Source organism: Holosporales bacterium, assembly GCA_031263535.1.
In the GTDB taxonomy this organism is placed as follows: Bacteria; Pseudomonadota; Alphaproteobacteria; order UBA3830; family JAIRWN01; genus JAIRWN01.
The window spans coordinates 1-16,027 of record JAISFO010000004.1 but is presented as its reverse complement, the minus strand read 5'-3'; the positions used below and the strand labels follow the sequence as shown (position 1 = coordinate 16,027).

The 16,027-nt window shown below is 43.8% G+C and carries 17 protein-coding genes and 2 tRNA genes; 8 read left to right on the top strand and 11 right to left on the bottom strand.

Going from position 1 to position 16,027, the window contains the following annotated elements:
* Positions 1 to 165: 165 nt before the first annotated feature.
* The 5 genes from LBL30_00295 to rpmE all read right to left on the bottom strand — a co-directional run bounded on the left by LBL30_00295 (position 166) and on the right by rpmE (position 3,742).
* A tRNA-Met gene (locus LBL30_00295) sits at positions 166 to 242 on the bottom strand.
* Between the two features lie 376 nt (positions 243 to 618).
* Positions 619 to 1,743, bottom strand: a complete 1,125-nt coding sequence (dnaN, locus tag LBL30_00290; GenBank protein ID MDR1031555.1) for a DNA polymerase III subunit beta — start codon at positions 1,741 to 1,743, stop codon at positions 619 to 621.
* 24 nt (positions 1,744 to 1,767) lie between these two features.
* A complete protein-coding gene (gene dnaA, locus LBL30_00285) occupies positions 1,768 to 3,153 on the bottom strand; it encodes a chromosomal replication initiator protein DnaA (protein ID MDR1031554.1) in 1,386 nt (461 codons plus the stop codon).
* A gap of 64 nt (positions 3,154 to 3,217) precedes the next feature.
* Positions 3,218 to 3,484 (bottom strand): 30S ribosomal protein S20, encoded by a 267-nt coding sequence (rpsT, locus tag LBL30_00280; protein ID MDR1031553.1) that lies wholly within the window; start codon positions 3,482 to 3,484, stop codon positions 3,218 to 3,220.
* A gap of 30 nt (positions 3,485 to 3,514) precedes the next feature.
* On the bottom strand, positions 3,515 to 3,742 hold the full coding sequence (rpmE, locus tag LBL30_00275; GenBank protein MDR1031552.1) for a 50S ribosomal protein L31: 228 nt from the start codon (positions 3,740 to 3,742) through the stop codon (positions 3,515 to 3,517).
* Between the two features lie 231 nt (positions 3,743 to 3,973).
* Between rpmE and LBL30_00270 the strand changes: the two genes are divergently transcribed.
* The 3 genes from LBL30_00270 (at position 3,974) to LBL30_00260 (ending at position 6,653) form a co-directional block, all read left to right on the top strand.
* On the top strand, positions 3,974 to 4,477 hold the full coding sequence (locus tag LBL30_00270; GenBank protein MDR1031551.1) for a hypothetical protein: 504 nt from the start codon (positions 3,974 to 3,976) through the stop codon (positions 4,475 to 4,477).
* A gap of 134 nt (positions 4,478 to 4,611) precedes the next feature.
* Positions 4,612 to 4,845 (top strand): membrane protein insertion efficiency factor YidD, encoded by a 234-nt coding sequence (gene yidD / locus LBL30_00265; protein MDR1031550.1) that lies wholly within the window; start codon positions 4,612 to 4,614, stop codon positions 4,843 to 4,845.
* Between the two features lie 83 nt (positions 4,846 to 4,928).
* Positions 4,929 to 6,653 carry a PAS-domain containing protein gene (locus LBL30_00260; GenBank protein MDR1031549.1) on the top strand — a complete coding sequence of 575 codons (1,725 nt, stop codon included), beginning with the start codon at positions 4,929 to 4,931 and terminating at the stop codon, positions 6,651 to 6,653.
* A gap of 16 nt (positions 6,654 to 6,669) precedes the next feature.
* On the opposite strand, the gene lpxC is transcribed toward LBL30_00260, so the two are convergent.
* The 4 genes from lpxC to rpmF are packed head-to-tail and all read right to left on the bottom strand — an operon-like array spanning position 6,670 to position 10,165.
* Positions 6,670 to 7,521, bottom strand: a complete 852-nt coding sequence (gene lpxC, locus LBL30_00255; GenBank protein ID MDR1031548.1) for a UDP-3-O-acyl-N-acetylglucosamine deacetylase — start codon at positions 7,519 to 7,521, stop codon at positions 6,670 to 6,672.
* Positions 7,522 to 7,539: 18 nt separating this feature from the next.
* Positions 7,540 to 8,805: an insulinase family protein gene (locus LBL30_00250; protein ID MDR1031547.1), complete on the bottom strand. Its 1,266-nt coding sequence runs from the start codon at positions 8,803 to 8,805 to the stop codon at positions 7,540 to 7,542.
* Positions 8,802 to 9,947 (bottom strand): phosphate acyltransferase PlsX, encoded by a 1,146-nt coding sequence (gene plsX / locus LBL30_00245; GenBank protein ID MDR1031546.1) that lies wholly within the window; start codon positions 9,945 to 9,947, stop codon positions 8,802 to 8,804. Before plsX ends, LBL30_00250 begins: the two co-directional genes overlap by 4 nt.
* Positions 9,948 to 9,958: 11 nt before the next feature.
* Positions 9,959 to 10,165 carry a 50S ribosomal protein L32 gene (rpmF, locus tag LBL30_00240; protein MDR1031545.1) on the bottom strand — a complete coding sequence of 69 codons (207 nt, stop codon included), beginning with the start codon at positions 10,163 to 10,165 and terminating at the stop codon, positions 9,959 to 9,961.
* Between the two features lie 114 nt (positions 10,166 to 10,279).
* Here rpmF and LBL30_00235 point away from each other — a divergent pair, with 114 nt between their 5' ends.
* The 4 genes from LBL30_00235 to LBL30_00220 all read left to right on the top strand — a co-directional run bounded on the left by LBL30_00235 (position 10,280) and on the right by LBL30_00220 (position 14,952).
* Positions 10,280 to 11,539 (top strand): replication-associated recombination protein A, encoded by a 1,260-nt coding sequence (locus LBL30_00235; GenBank protein ID MDR1031544.1) that lies wholly within the window; start codon positions 10,280 to 10,282, stop codon positions 11,537 to 11,539.
* A 166-nt stretch (positions 11,540 to 11,705) separates the two neighbouring features.
* Positions 11,706 to 12,632: a hypothetical protein gene (locus LBL30_00230; GenBank protein MDR1031543.1), complete on the top strand. Its 927-nt coding sequence runs from the start codon at positions 11,706 to 11,708 to the stop codon at positions 12,630 to 12,632.
* 245 nt (positions 12,633 to 12,877) lie between these two features.
* Positions 12,878 to 13,777, top strand: a complete 900-nt coding sequence (locus LBL30_00225) for a hypothetical protein (protein ID MDR1031542.1) — start codon at positions 12,878 to 12,880, stop codon at positions 13,775 to 13,777.
* Positions 13,778 to 14,253: 476 nt separating this feature from the next.
* Positions 14,254 to 14,952 (top strand): hypothetical protein, encoded by a 699-nt coding sequence (locus LBL30_00220; GenBank protein MDR1031541.1) that lies wholly within the window; start codon positions 14,254 to 14,256, stop codon positions 14,950 to 14,952.
* 55 nt (positions 14,953 to 15,007) lie between these two features.
* Here the strand turns inward: LBL30_00220 and LBL30_00215 are convergent.
* Positions 15,008 to 15,083 (bottom strand) — tRNA-Lys (locus LBL30_00215).
* Positions 15,084 to 15,136: 53 nt separating this feature from the next.
* On the opposite strand from LBL30_00215, the gene LBL30_00210 reads away from it, so the two are divergent.
* Positions 15,137 to 15,709: a dihydrofolate reductase gene (locus LBL30_00210; GenBank protein ID MDR1031540.1), complete on the top strand. Its 573-nt coding sequence runs from the start codon at positions 15,137 to 15,139 to the stop codon at positions 15,707 to 15,709.
* Here LBL30_00210 and LBL30_00205 read toward each other — a convergent pair.
* Positions 15,702 to 16,027, bottom strand: a 326-nt coding sequence (locus LBL30_00205) for a GTPase ObgE (protein ID MDR1031539.1), incomplete at its 5' end; no start/stop codon positions are given. The two genes, LBL30_00210 and LBL30_00205, sit on opposite strands and share 8 nt — an antisense overlap.

Below are 16,027 nucleotides of genomic sequence, written 5' to 3'. Positions count from 1 at the left end.
CCAATAAGGTGATTTTCGGTGGCAAGCTCCAGTTCAGATTCGCTGAAGCTAACATACAATACGTCATCCCTTTGTAAGGGAGAAGCAGTATACGGGACAGCATTCCAAAAGGCCTAGCTGAGGAATATACAAAACGATGTCCTAAAAAGCCTCAGGAAATTGTATTGGTTGCGGGGGTTGGATTTGAACCAACGACCTTCAGGTTATGAGCCTGACGAGCTACCGAGCTGCTCTACCCCGCGATAAAACCGACCCAAGAAATCAACGCTGATACTCTAACTCTTGCATTGTAGCCTATCAGGCCTTTTGTGTAAACCCGCAATAGGACTGTCGATTTGCCCTAAAGATGTTTTAGGCCCTAAAAGGCACTCATGAAATTTAGGGTATGGGGTAAAATTTTAACTCTGACCACAGCTTCAAAATGACTAATGTTTGGCCACTGCGGTAAAGCAGATATTTTTAGACCCTCATGGGCATGACGACGAATAAGCTGCTGTTGTCAGCTGGATCGACGATCAGTAAGGCACTCATGAAATTTAGGGTATAGAGTAAAATTTTAATCTCTGACCACAGCTTCAAAATGACTAATGTTTGACCGCTACGGTAAATCAGATATTTTTAAACCCTCATAGGCATGACGACGAATAAGCTGCTGTTATCAGCTGGGTCGACGATCAGTATCGAAGCGACCGATTCTTGTATATAAAAGCGAATATTTTCCGATTCTATCTGGCCCGCAACATCAAGTAAATATTTACTGTTAACGCCGGCGTACCAAGGATTTCCTTTATATTCGGCATTTATTTCGTCGTTTGCACTGCCATAATTTTCATTATTGGCAGATATTTTTAGGCATCCATTCGTTAAATCAAGGCGTACAAGCTTTACCTTATCCCCAGCAATGATCGATACTCGACCGATTACATCGATAAAGTCTTGCTTTTTAACGCTGAAAAACATGTCTCTTTTTTCTGGGATGACCGAAATGTAGTCCGGGAAATTGCCTTCGACTATCCGTGCGGTCAAAGTGATCTGGCCGACCTGAAAGCTTATCAAGGATTTATCCAGAATTATTGAGATAGATTCTGTCGGCTCATCCTCAAGCAAGCGTCTTAGCTCAACAATGGTTTTGCGCGAAAGGATAATGCCATTGAGGTTTTCAATCTCCTCAACATTTTCATTAGATACTTCCGACATAGACAGCCGATGCGCGTCGGTAGCCACCATTCTTAGACACTTTTTGTCCATAGCATTTTTGGCCACGTGAAGGTACGCCCCGTTGAGCATGTATCTTGTCTCATCGGTAGACATGGCGAACTTGGTGGTATCTATAAGCTTTGTAAGCTGTACGGTAGAAACTTCAAGCTTGCTTATCCGATGAGGTTGAGGAATCGGCGGAAAATCACCGCTAGCAAGCGACTGCAGGTTAAATTTAGCTTTACCAGCACTTAATATAACTTGATTGTCCTTAGATTCTATTTCAATTGGGGTAGCGTCAGAAACCTTCTTGGCAATTTCATATAAAGTAATCGCCGGAATTACAGCCTCTCCCTCCAGTCCTATTTCGGCGGGGATTGAGCTTGCAACCGAATGATCCAGATCAGTAGAGGAAAAATTAACTTTATCTTCCGAAGCCGACAACAAACAGTGTGACAGTATTGGCAGAGTGGGATTACGCTCTACAACCCCGCATACATTCGACATAGCCCGCAACAAATTAGCTTTTGTTACTTTGATTTTCATATTCTTCCTTTTAACTATTTTTAACTAATCGCGCGCCAACATGCAACGCAGAAGACGAACGTCTTCCGCGACCTCGGGCTTAGTTAAAATAAGCTCTTCGATTTTCTTTACGGCATGGATGACTGTCGTGTGGTCTCTTCCTCCAAATTTTCTGCCTATCTCTGGCAAAGAGGTTGGTGTCAGCTGCTTAGCAAAGTACATCGCAACCTGTCTGGGACGGGCAATGTTAACGTTCCTTCTGGGTGAGTGAATATCAGACAGCCTGATCGAATAATGATCTGCCACCTTTCGTTGAATATCTTCAACGGTTAGTTTTTTACTGTTAGCGCGCAATAAATCCTTCAGCACACGCTGAGTCATTTCTATAGTGATCTCTTCACCGCCCATAAGCGTTGAACTTGCCACCACGCGGTTGAGAGCGCCCTCCATCTCTCGGATATTAGAGGTTATTTTATGGGCAAGAAACTCTAAAACTTCTTTGGGGACATTGGCTTTAAACAGCTTGGCTTTGGTTTGCAGTATACTAAGGCGCAGTTCATAATTAGCCGGATGTATATCGGCAACCAGCCCCCACCCAAGCCTGGACTTCATGCGTTCCTCCATACCTTCAAGGTCCGATGGGGATTTATCTGCCGAAATGATTATTTGGCGATTGTTTCCCACTAAGGAGTTAAATGTGTGAAAAAACTCTTCCTGAGTGGACTCTTTCCCGCATATAAACTGAATATCGTCGACCATAAGGACGTCAACAGAACGAAATTGCTCCTTGAAGGCTACGGTATCGCGAAACCTAACCGCTTTAACAAAGCGATACATAAACTTCTCGGCCGAGATATAGGCGACCTTACGCCAAGGCGTTGCCTTCTTGATATACCAGGCGATGGCATGCATAAGATGCGTTTTACCCAGGCCAACTCCACCGTATATAAACAGCGGGTTAAACACGACGCTGTCTGCCTCGGCAACGCGACGAGCGGCTGCATAAGCCAGCTCATTAGACTTTCCCACAACAAAGCTGTCGAAAGTTAAATGCTCATCCAGCTTAGAGCTTAAGTTTTCCGTAAACTCTGACACTGAATCTGGCTTGTTTGCCTCAAAATTCTCGCAATTGGCTGCCTCAGGTAAAGAGCCTAGGCTACTGCCGTCTGAAATCACAATTTCAAGGTCTTCCACGCGGCTGTCTATGCCTGAAAGCACGGACTTTATATGCTCGACATAGTTGTTGCAAACCCAGTCTTTAATAAACCTACTGGGGGCAATGATGACTATGCCACTGCTGTCATCGTTATAGTGCGACGGTGATAAAGGCTTGATCCAGCTTTTAAACACTGCATTACCCAGCTTTTTCCTGAGTTCTTTACAGACTTCGGTCCAGTGATCAGCAAGCAGGGCACTATCACCAGTCAACACACAACCCCTCCACGGATGATGGAAACGCAAAAACACAAGGAATACTGCCGAACAGATTCCAACATTACCCCAATATAGATTTGGCTTTTTTAGTTAACCTAGAAACACTGCGCGACGCAGCCTTTTTTACCAATACTCCTTTGCTTACAGCCTTCATAAGTTCAGACTGCACCACACGAAGACCGGATGCTATATCCTCTTTCACACCAGATACCAACGTCGCACTGAATTTGGTCAAGACCGTCTTAACCCGATGAGCGCGCTCATGGTTTCTTTTATTCCTTTTGGCGTTTTGCCTTATGCGCTTAATAACCGACTTATGATTGGCCATTCTTTATGCTTTATGCTCCCCTAAAAAAACCTAAGAAGTTTTGATTCCAAAATTTTGATACTTCCCCTTGAATTTAGCCAAACGTCCGCCACTGTCAACGAACTGCCTAACGCCAGTCCAGGCCGGATGCGACTTAGAGTCTATATCAAGCCGCAACGTATCGCCCGGTTTACCCCACGTACTTTTGGTCGTAAACGAAGACCCATCCGTCATAACAACCGTAATATCATGATAATCGGGGTGTATACCTTGCTTCATAGATCAACCTAAGTCCAAACTTAACTTTATAAGGATTAATGCACTTTAACATAACAAAATGTTGAGATCAATATCGCTTTAATGCCATGTGATTTAGCGGTTTTTAATGCTGTTTGGCCATGTCCACCCACCCCTTACGTTACAGTGATTAGGTGAGCCAATAGGGCATCTTTACAAAATTTTAATAATATTTTGTCAATATAGCAATAGTAATACAAATGAGGTATGCTAATGAGAAAAATAGCTATCGTTGCAACGATGTTTATTTGTCAAGGCGCATTATCTATGTTGCGTCCAGCAGAGCAGGACAGAAAGAGCTCAACTCTGCCCATGACCATGTCTAATGCACATTATGATGAAGTAGTGCGCCAATCTGCAAAACTAAGCGTTGATGTAGACGAGATATCGCCAAGCACATTACAAATGTTGCAAAATCTACAAAATGGCAATTTGTCTGAAGGGGGTGAGTTTACGTTGATGAGGCAATGCTCGGATTGCCTTTCGGTATTTGATATAGCATATTTGAACCCTTATCATATAAAGCGGATTCAAACTTGTATCTCGATTATCGATCAAACTAGCGGAATGGCATCTTTACGAGCATTAAGATCGTGTGGCACAACCGACAGAGAGCTAGATCAAGCCGTTACTATCAGCGAAATTATCAAAAATTGCACCAATATGCCCAACAGGCAGCAGTTTTTATATTTCTATATGACTGGAGCAAAGGTTTAGTACATTAAACTTCCTTCTTTAATACCCTTAAAGGATACGGCAACGTTATGTATTGATTGCCGTATCTTCATATTAGTTGTTGTTTTGCTGCTTTCAAGACGTTACCGTGAAGGCTGTCCTAGTAACGCATGGATATGTCGCGTATTTTACAAAAAGTGCTATACAGTGTGCTTAAAGCCTTTTTAAGAGCTTATCAGCTAATTTTGTCGCCAATTATTGGCAAGCAATGCAGATTTGTTCCAAGTTGTTCGCAGTATGCAATACTAGCATTGCAAAAACACGGTATATCAAAAGGCCTGTTATTGGCGACGAAACGTATTTTTCGCTGCCATCCGTGGGGCAAGTCAAGCGGCCTAGATCTGCCTTAATATCACCGTATTTTAATAAAATATTTTATTATTCGTTTAATATTTTGTACCCTGTGCGTAGTAGCTTTAGGTTATGAAGCGCTTTGAAAACAGGCAAAACCTTTGGCCTAGTTCTAGGCGTTGCCACCTGCGCGATTGCTTGTGTAGGTGTATCGTTTTTTGTTCAAAAAAATGCAGTGTGGGCGTATGCTTTGTCCGCCCTAATATCGCTGCTGTCGATATGGTACGCCCTAAAGCTCAGACGAACGAAAGCGAACCAAAATAGCCCTGAAAATACTGTAGCCTTAAAAAGCATAGAACCCAGAAGTCCGCATCCTTCCCAGGCGCTGATAGATCCATCGTACGCTCCGCTTGAATTATTCTCATCTGGCGTGGCTGTTTTTGACAGCGATATGAGGCTTGTATTCGTAAACAGCGCTTATAAAAAAATCACTGGATTAGGGGATCAGGAAATCCATCAAAACAACACTTTTCCCAAAATACTTGACCTTCTAAGACGTAACAGAAAGCTGCCAGAGGTTGTTGATTTTTTGGCATATAAAGATGAGCAGATCAGACTTTTTTCCACTTTGACTGAGTTTGTGCAGGATCTTATATGCCTGCCTAATGGTTTGACATTGAGGTATATCATCTCGCCCAATCCTCTGGGGGGAATAATAACTGTATTTGAGGACATAACCGACAAAATAAACACAGAGCGGCAATATAACATGCTGATATCTGTGCAGAAGGAAACCCTAAGCCATCTTTTCGAAGGCGTAATGGTATTTGGCAGCAATAACCGGCTGAACATCATAAACCCAGCTGCTCAAAGGATATGGCCATCCTTGCAAGACATTAATGTTATGGGTATGCACATCTCAGAAGTCGTAGAAAATGTTATGGGGATTATAGACTTTTCAGACGACAGGGATGAATTTAAATCAGGCCTTATCAGCAATCTTACCGATCGCTTAGAAAAGCAAGGCAATTTAATCCTTAAAAACGGAAATACTGTGCGGTTTGCCTATATGCCATTGCCGGATGGCGCCCATTTGCACAGCTATATAGACATAACAGATTCGCATAAACTAGAAGCGTTACTTTTTGAAAAAAATAAGTTGCTAGAGCACGTGGTACAAGCCAAAAATGACTTCATCGCAAGGGCTTCATTTGAATTTCACGAACCACTTAGCACCGTCATTGGTTTTACACAACTTCTGATAAGTCAGCACTATGGCCAATTGAATGATAAGCAATACAGTTATGTTCAAGGTATTTCTGAAGGATCGCAGCGACTGTCTACATTGATCGAGAACATGATAAAATTGACGTCAAGGCAAATAGAACGAGCCAACCCCAATTACTCTATATTCAAAATAAAGGATTTGTTTAACAATTCGTTAGAGCGTGTTTATCAAAGAGCTTCAGAAAAAGGCATAAAAATAAACGCGGCCAGTTTCCCCAGAAAAAGCATGGAGGCCGACAGAGAATTGATGAAACAAGCAATATCAACGCTTTTGCTTAAGTTCATTAAATCTGCCAAAAACGGATCCATTATTGACCTGAAGACCGAGATAATATCTGAGGATTTGAATGTACAGATATCTTGCAATGCTGTTGTTTTCAACAAGGTGGATAAAGTACTACACCGCACAGAACAAGGGCCAGATGCACAAATGCATGGGTATAACAGCGTGTCTTTGCTGCTGTTGAATCACATCATCAGAATGCATAGTGGCTCTGTGGTAATGGAATCCAATGGCAAAGATAACACCACAATAAAGTTCAGCGTCCCACTAAATCGCGCCGATTCGTCAGATGAATAATGAACGGCGCTTACTGTTAAAGTATTTTCCAAGCGCTTGGCATATTAAGCAGCCTTTGCAGCAGCTCCTGATTCAATCTATGACCGCAGTTTTTTCCGTAAAATCTGCCCAGAACAGGCTTACCTGCTAAGGACAGGTCGCCGACTGCATCAAGGGCCTTATGACGCACCATTTCGTTTTCAAAACGAAGGCCTTCGGAATTCATAATCTTACCGTTATCTATGACAACTGCGTTATCAAGCGACGACCCTTTTATAAGGCCTTTGTCGCGTAATGTTTGGACGTCTTTGAAAAAACCAAAAGTCCTGGCCGGGGCCAATTCTTTGATAAACGTATCTTTGGTCAAATCCAGGTCTATATGCTGTTTATCCAAGCCAGCAGCAGAAAGGTCAAGCTCTACCTTCAAAGAAAGCACATCTTTTTCAGATGGCTCAAACGAAGCAACGCAATTGCCGTCCTGTACAGTTACGGTCTCTAAGATCTTAATGAACTGCCTGGGCTTTGATTGAGGCGTAACTCCGGCCGATTCAATCATCTTGGTAAATTCTCGTGCACTGCCGTCAAGGATTGGGACCTCTTCGTTGTTCAGCTCTATTCTTGCATTGTCAACGCCCATACCAATCAGCGCCGCGCACACGTGCTCAACGGTTTTTACACATACACCATTATGGGTAATGCAAGTACACATTGACGTATTGCTAACCTGGTTCCATAAGGCAGGAACTTCATGACTAGCAGCGTCTACTCTAACGAATTTGATGCCATATCCAGCCGGAGCCGGACATATAGATAACGTCGCAGGACTGCCCGAATGAGTCCCTATACCAGTGCAAGATACGCTTTCCCCTAAAGTGTTTTCACAAGGCATATACTTGGCTGTGTGTCGCTATTGCAATTTATTACAAGAATCCAGTATTTGATTTGCGTCTGCTTCTGCAACTTTACCGACAAAGGCAAGCGTCTTATTCGACCCACACATCGCTTTTGCAACGTTTTGGACGGACTCGATGCTTACTTTATTGATTTTGGCCATCAGCCCCTCATTATCAATCGTTTGCCCAAATATCAGCACTTGATTAGCATTTCGCTCACACATTGCGGTTGTGCTTTCCAAAGACATCATCAGCCCCATTTTGAACTGAGCCAAGGCGCGATTGAACTCTGAGCCGTCTATTCTGCGCCGCATATCGTATAACTGCTCAACCGAAACGCTGACGACTTCGGCTGCTTTCTCAGGCGCAGTTCCTGCATATATGCAAAGCGTCCCAGAGTCGTTATAGCAGCTGTTGAATGAATATACGGCATACACCAGTCCACGCTTTTCTCGCACTTCTTGAAACAGCCTAGAGGACATGCCTCCCCCCAGGATGGACGAGCATATTGCCGCGCTGTAATAATCAGGCGACTTTAGTCTTACCCCTTCAAACCCCATAACTATATGCGCTTGCTCAAGCTGTGGACGGAAATCGACCGCAAGACCGCTGGTATATTTGCCCGCTTCCGGCGTGGGAATTGAGTCTCTTGACCTGCATCCACCGAAGTACTTTTCAACCAAAGACACAACAGCATCATGCTTAAGCTTGCCTGCGGCAGAAAAAACCATTTTCTCTGGCTGATAGAATGAATTCATATATTGCCGAAGGTCCTTGGCGGTCAGGCGGTTGACAACCTCGGCTGGGCCAAGTATTGACCTGCCAATCGCCTGGTCCTTAAAGGCCGCCGCCTGAAAATGATCAAACACAACATCGTCCGGCGTGTCCAAAGTCTGGCCAATTTCCTGCAGTATAACGCCTCGCTCTCGCTCAAGCTCTGCCTCTGGAAACGTTGGATCCAGCAGGATATCGGCAAGTATATCAACGGCCAGCTCTATATCTTTGCCCTGAACCCTTGCATGATAAGCCGTAGCCTCGCGTGAGGTATAAGCGTTAAGGTCACCCCCTACAAACTCGATCGCTTCTGCTATTTGCCTTGCGGTGCGACGGGTGGTTCCCTTAAATGCCATATGCTCAAGGAAATGTGAGATGCCGTTATTCTCTTTTTGTTCAAACCGTGCACCAACATCGTGCCACATGCCAAGCGTAACCGTTTCTACGTGCGGCATTTCGTGGGTTACTACCCTGATTCCATTGTCTAACTTAGTAAGATTACTCACACCTTCACCTTTTTAAATCCTTTATGCAGCTTAATTTTATTGATCAGCCTTTCATCCATCACCTTTATGGCGAACTTTAAAGCATTAGCAAATCCAACATAATCAGTCCCTCCATGGCTTTTCACTGCCAGCCCATCAAGCCCAAGGAACACCGCGCCATTGAATGCCCTAGGGTCAAAAAACGAAAATGCTTCCTTAAGCTTGCTTTTTGCCATAAGCCCCACCAACTTCACAAACCAGCCACTTGTCATAAAGGCGGACTTGAAGTGACTTATTAAAAGCCTAGCTGTTCCCTCGGCGGATTTCAAGGCTATGTTGCCAGAAAAGCCGTCCGTGACAATAACGTCCGCTTCGCCCAGCCATATGCCGTCCCCCTCTAAAAATCCGCAGTAGTTGCTGACGATACCGTCATTTTTAAGTATATAGGCCGTATCTTGTATTACCTGACTGCCTTTTGTTTCTTCCGATCCTATATTCAGCAATGCAACCTTGGGGGATTCCTTATTCATATAAGCCTGCGCCAGCGCCTCACCCATGATGGCGAACTGAACCAGCTTATCACTAGAGCAATCTATATTCGCGCCAAGGTCCAAAGCAATGCACACGCCTGCCTTAGTTGGCAGTTGGGTGGCAATTGCCGGACGCTTAATTCCAGGTAAAGTGCCAAGAATGCTGGTCGATAAAGCCACATATGCACCAGTATTGCCAGCAGAAACTACAGCCTCGGCAATGCCGTCCTTAACCGCCTGTATCGCTTGCCCCATGCTGGATTGCTTACCCTTCCTGAATGCGGACAGCGGCTTTTCATCAGACGTTACATTAACTTCAACATCAATCAGCTCTACATTCTTGTGTTTCGGCGGATATTTATCAAGCAGCGGATCAATTAAATCTTTCTTCCCGAAAAGCAGGAACTTCACGTCGCTGCAATCTAGGTAAGAGACTCCTCGCACTACGGTTTCCGGGGCGCTGTCCCCGCCCATAGCGTCAATGGCGATAACCCTTTCACACGACTTGCCACCAGTGCACCGACAGCCTGTGCCAGTGGATGCAGCTTCGCACGTATCACTTAGTGCGCTTTCTGAACAAAAATTAAAGATAGAAAATCCCTTAACGCAGCCCGTTGTCTTATCGATGTTCAACCAAGGTCTCTTTAAGCGTTTTCAGCAGCCTCTTCAGCCACTGGTTTAATGGTAAAAACCTGACGCTTGTTATAATATCCACAGCTTTTGCATATGTGGTGTGGAAGCCTGTCGCTGCCACAATTATCACATTTGACATAGTTTACAGAGTGCAGTGCCAAGTGCGACCGCCTTTGATCACGACGAGACTTTGAAGTTTTTTTCTTAGGAACGGCCATATCGAAATACCAGGAATTTTTGCGTCTTTTTGCATTCTAAACTAATTCTCATTTGAAGACAAGCGGGTCGGAAAGATATATGCTGCTGGGTATAAATCGCGCATCTAACAGCATATGCAACAAAGCAGTCTGTTCGTAAAGACTCCTCCGCTGGCAGAGTTACTCAGGCCCCAGTCGATTGAGGAATTTGTCGGATTTAAAGTATCTGCTCAGCTGTTGGCCATGGATCCCATTCAGTCCTTGATTTTATGGGGCCCGCCTGGCAGTGGCAAAACTTCATTAGCCAGGTTTCTGGCCAAACACAGCCAGTTGCCGTTTGAGGAAACCTCCGCCGTCATGCATGCAACCTCAACCTTCAAGTCAATATTTGAACGCGCCGAGCGATCTGTCAGCAGCAAAATTCTGTTGCTAATAGACGAAATTCATCACCTTAATAAATCGCAGCAGGATGTGTTTTTGCCTCACTTAGAGACTGGCAATATAATCCTTATCGGCACTACGACCGAAAACCCGTCGTTCGAACTTAGGCCCGCGCTTTTATCCAGATGTAAAGTAATAACTTTTAATCGGTTAGGGCTTGATGATCTTGAAATTTTATTAAACAGGGCAGAAAGCTTCATGCATCAACCGCTGCCGCTTACTAAAGAAGCTCGCCTCACCCTGTGTCAAATGGCCGATGGAGACGGCCGGTATTTGGTAAACAGGGCGGAAGAGTTGTTTGCCTTAAAACCCGTCGACAATCTTTCCCCAGACGAGCTTATCAAGCTGTTATCCAAGCGCCCGGCGATATATGACAAAGCAAGCGATGAGCACTATAACCTTATAAGCGCGCTGCACAAGGCTATGCGCGGATCTGATGTGGACGGGGCCCTATATTGGTTTGCCAGAATGCTGGAGGGCGGCGAAGACCCGCTTTACATAGCACGCAGGCTGGTCCGTTTTTCGGTCGAAGACGTAGGTACGGCCGACCCACAGGCTTTGCAACAAGCCATTGCGGCCGAGCAAGCATTCCGGTTTTTGGGCTCGCCAGAGGGCGAATTGGCTGTCGCGCAAGCGGTGATATATCTCGCCAGCGCGCCTAAATCGAACGCTGTACATTCCGCATTTAATGAAGTTAGGCAGTTTGCCCGCAAACACGGCTCTCTTACGCCGCCGAAAAGAATCCTAAATGCCCCTACTGCATTTATGAAATCTCAAGGGTATTCGGAAGGCTATGTCTATGATCACGATGTGAAGGACGCTTTTGCGGGCACAAATTTCTTTCCAGACGGCCTTGCTCGGCAACAATTCTATCGACCAGCAGAACGTGGCTTTGAAAGAGAAATCAAAAAACGCCTAGACTGGTGGAATAAACACAGGTTAAAGCGTGAGTAATTTTAAAACCTAGTTCACAGCTCTTTGCGCTCTTTCCTCCTCATATCTATTTAAAGTGTCACGCCGCAGAATATCAGGGATATGTGCGCTTTAGATCTGATATTTATTTCGGTTATTTCGCTAAAATTTTTGATATATTGCTGATTGCATGTATGAGATGTGCAAAATGAAGAGCAAAGCCTTAAAGGTTGGCATAATGCTGTTCTGTCATTTAGTCATTTCTTCTAAAATAGACGCCGCTTTACCACGTCTGCCATTTCATCATCAGAAAGAAAAAGTTGCTCGAAGGCTTGGGGGTTTTGATGCTAGAAGCAGTAATGCTTGGAGAGAATTAAATCAGCGCTTCGAAAATGTTTCTCATAGAGAACTATTAAGTATCGCATATATTGTATCCCAAATGACAGAAATACCTGGTCCTGATAGAGAAGCTCGGCGCAGTGAAGCTGTTTTGGTTAAGTGGTTTGATGAAAATTGTGCTGTAATACAACCTTGCTTAGATCTGATAGCGCTGACAAGCAGTGATGGTTTGAATCCTTCTGGCGGCCCACTATCTGTACCTGATTTGTCTGCGGTTTCCTTTAGCTATCCCAGCGAGTGGCTGTCAGTAAATCCACAAATAGCTGTTGATCAGCCGGTTTCAGAACAAGCTCCGTTTTTAATACCGCCGCCTACGCAAACTGTAATTCCAAGAGTACATACGCGCCGCAAAAGAGAAACGGTGATGTTTAATGAAACTCCTTGGGATCTTAATTATATGAATAATCTCGCATACCAAGAGCTACTCCAAACTTATGGCGGCTGTATTTTGCAATTTGCGGAATTGCGAGCAATAATACATTTAGTATTGCAAAACACCGGAATGTACGCTTCTTCCTTTGCATGTGGGCGGGTATCTTCTATAGTTTTCTGGCTTAATGAGAACTGGGATGCAATAAAAGATCACTTGCCGCCGCCAGAGGCTGTTAGGGAGTTGGCTGAGCAAACGAGAGAAAATAACAGAATAGCTTACGCAGCGCGTAGAGCACGTCGAAATTCCAGCAAAGAAAGGCTTGCGAGTGTTAGTCCTTTGCAAAGCCATGTTGAAGAGGATTAAAAAAATGTTTTGGTAAAGAAAATTTTACTCAAGGCCATCTATTAAGCACTGCACTGCTTGTGTCTGGAGCGATAAGAGTAAAAGTTGACAGAGACGCCAAGCTCACAAAAGCCGTTATGATCAAGCAGTTTGATGAGAATTGGACTGCAGCATATCCTCATTTAAGCTAGATTCAACTAATCATCTAGCCAAACCTTAAAGAGTAATTTATATTTCGCCGATCAGTTCAATTATAGATAATGTTTATGTATTTTAATAAGAAATTTTGCATTGCTATATGTTGTGCATTCGAACTATCAACTAGTTATGCTGGCTTATTTCCTTCTGATGATGATCAATTTAGTGATTGTAGTAGTGATGAGCAGAAATCGTGTTGGACCAATGAAACATTTGACAATTTGTCTTTTGATCTAATTGAGCCTGTAGCCCAAACGCCTATAGAACGCGCTCCGCTTCCAGTGCCGCTGTTTTTAAATCCGCTAACATTGCCTGCGCAGACTGCAGCAGTACAGTCGCAATATCAAAGAGACATAGCGGCGTTTAATGAAACCCATCCAGATTTTAATTACAAAGAAAGTCCTGTATATCAAGAGCTGTGCCGAATTTATGGCGAGCATGCTTTGTCAATTAGAGGATCAAAAGCAATACTAAGTTTAGTAATGCAAAACACCGAAATGCACGCTCCTTATATTACACACAACTATATGCCTGCCATATTTGCCTGGTTTCAAGACAATTGGGATGCAATAAGAGATCATTTGCCGCCTCCAGAGGATGTCATGAGGCTGGCTCAGCAACACAGAGAACAAGAAAGTAATCGAAATAGGACAAGAGCTGCTGCAAGGATTGCGGATTTTGCCCCTAAGCAAAGTGAGGCTTGGATAGCATTAAGTAAGCAGTTTTGCGAGGGTATTACTCTGAGAGAATTGGACAGCATTGCAGCAGTGGCGTCCAAAATGGCAAGAATATCTAAGCCTGATAAAACAGCTAAAGGAAGTCTTCCCGCCATGATCAAGTGGTTTGATGAGAATTGGACCGCAATAGGACCTCATTTATCTACAATAAATTTGAAAGACCATGTAAATTTATCAGGCCGTGCAGACAGAAGAAATAGGTTTGCTCGGATACTTGTGCCAGAAGAATAATATCTTATGCAGAAGCCTCAAGCCCACACTCCCAGCGCCTACCATTTTCCTAGCATGGTGGCGCTACAGGACTCGAACCTGTGACCCTCTGATTTTCCAGTACACAACGTAGATAGAGATATGGAAAATCGCCCTATTCTATTCAGCCCGCCTAACATAAAATCATATTACCGCAAAATTATGCCAAAAAGCGCAGCGCGATCGTGCGACGGTTTTGTGAAAAGCAGGTTCAGATAGATTATTTCTTCATTAGCTGCTGAATTTTGCATTTTAAGAGTCTCGTTCTGTAGATTTTTCCTTGTTAGCCTAAACGTCAAATCATTTTGTCAAAATAATATTATCATCATTTGATAAATCATAAAACATCTGATACTTTAAACTCAATTTAACTATGGAGAACGTTTATGTATTTTAATAAGAAACTTTATATTGCTATATGTTGTGCGTGCAGGCTATCGACCAGTCATGCTGCTTTTGTGCCACGTGCTGCTTTTATGCCAGTAGATACTTTGCTTGATGGACAGCCAATTTACCCAATAGGTCCTATTATTGGTCAACCACCTGCGCCAGTTGCAGTGCCACCCGCAGCCCCAAGGGTACAGTCGTACCGAAAGATTCCCGTATATCAAGAGCTATGCCAAATTTATGACCGTCCTTTGGGGTTTATAGAATTAAAAGCAATAGCAAATTTATTATCCGGAATGCGCACTCTTCCCTTTAGAGATCCCCGTAATATATCTGACGCAGTTAGCTTGATTCAAAATATTTTGGGTAAAACAGGGGGTGGCTTGCCGTCTTTAGAGGATGTTATTGGGGAGGCTGAGCGAATAAGAGATTATTACAAAAAGCATGATCAAGATAATGTCGCCCAAAGGCTTGGGGATTTTAATTTTAAGCAAAGCGAGGCTTGGAGAGCATTAAGTGAGAAGCTTAGCGATGGTGTTACTCTGTCTGAATTGAAAAGCATCGCAGCAGTGGCGTCCCAATTGGCAAGAATATCTGAGCCTGATAGAGAAGCCAAACGTAGGCTTCCTCTCATGGTCAAATGGTTTGAGGATAATTGGACCGCAATAGGACCTCATTTACCTGCAATAAATCTGAAAGACCATACAGATTTATCAGGCCGTGCAAATAGAAGACAGAGGTTTGCTCAGGCGTTTGTACCAGAAGAATAATATCTTATAAGAAGCCTCAAGGCCATCCCAGCGCCTGCCATCCTTCCTCTCCCCATGGTAGGCGCTACAGGACTCGAACCTGTGACCCTCTGATTAAAAGTCAGATGCTCTACCGTCTGAGCTAAGCGCCCACAAAATCGCACTATGCCGCGTTACTATATTAACCAAACAACAACTTGATCCTGTGCTCTGTACAGCGGACAGGCGGTCTTATACCATAAAAGAGCAAAAGAATAAAAAGATCCGTTCAAAGAGGACGAGTTTGCCGATTATTGGACTTATGGCTTGCGATGCAAACGGCGTTATAGGGCAAGACAACAAGATCCCTTGGTCGTGTGAAAAGGATACTAATTACTTCAGAGATACTACGCTAGGTAAGACGCTGATTGTTGGCAGGAAAACGTTTGATTCTTTGCCGCAGGCCTTGCTGAATGAAAGACGCTTTATAGTATTATCCAGGAAAACAAACACGTCTGACAAAACAAAAACTTACCTGAATTCGCTGACAGAATTTACTGACTTATACCAAACCATCGGGTATAAGGCTGATCCCATTTATATGATTGGGGGAGGCGAGATTGCCGATCTTTTCCTGCAAAATAATTTAGTCGATGAATTTATCCTGACTGTAATGAGCGGTTTATATAACGGAGATGTCAGGCTAAACCTCAGGCATTTTAACGGCTGGCATAAGAGTACGATGGAAATTTCGGAGCAATTCTGTCGTTTTAGGTACGTTAGACCTCAAATTAACTGATTACTTTAAGCACATTATACAAAAGATCGTCGATCCCACGCTTTGATACGGCCGAGATCGGGTAGACTGGCTTTTTGGTCTGTCGCGCCAACTTAGAGGTTTTGGCTTTAATTTCATCCTCAGACAAAATATCAATTTTATTGATGGCCAAAAACTCAGTTTTGCTGGCCAGTTCGTGTCCGTAGGATATAAGCTCGTTGCGCACTGTTTTATATTGCTCAAACAGATCGTCATTTTCAGCACTTATCAAATGTATAAGAACGCGGCACCTTTCAATGTGGCTGAGGAACTTATCACCGAGGCCAACGCCTTGATGCG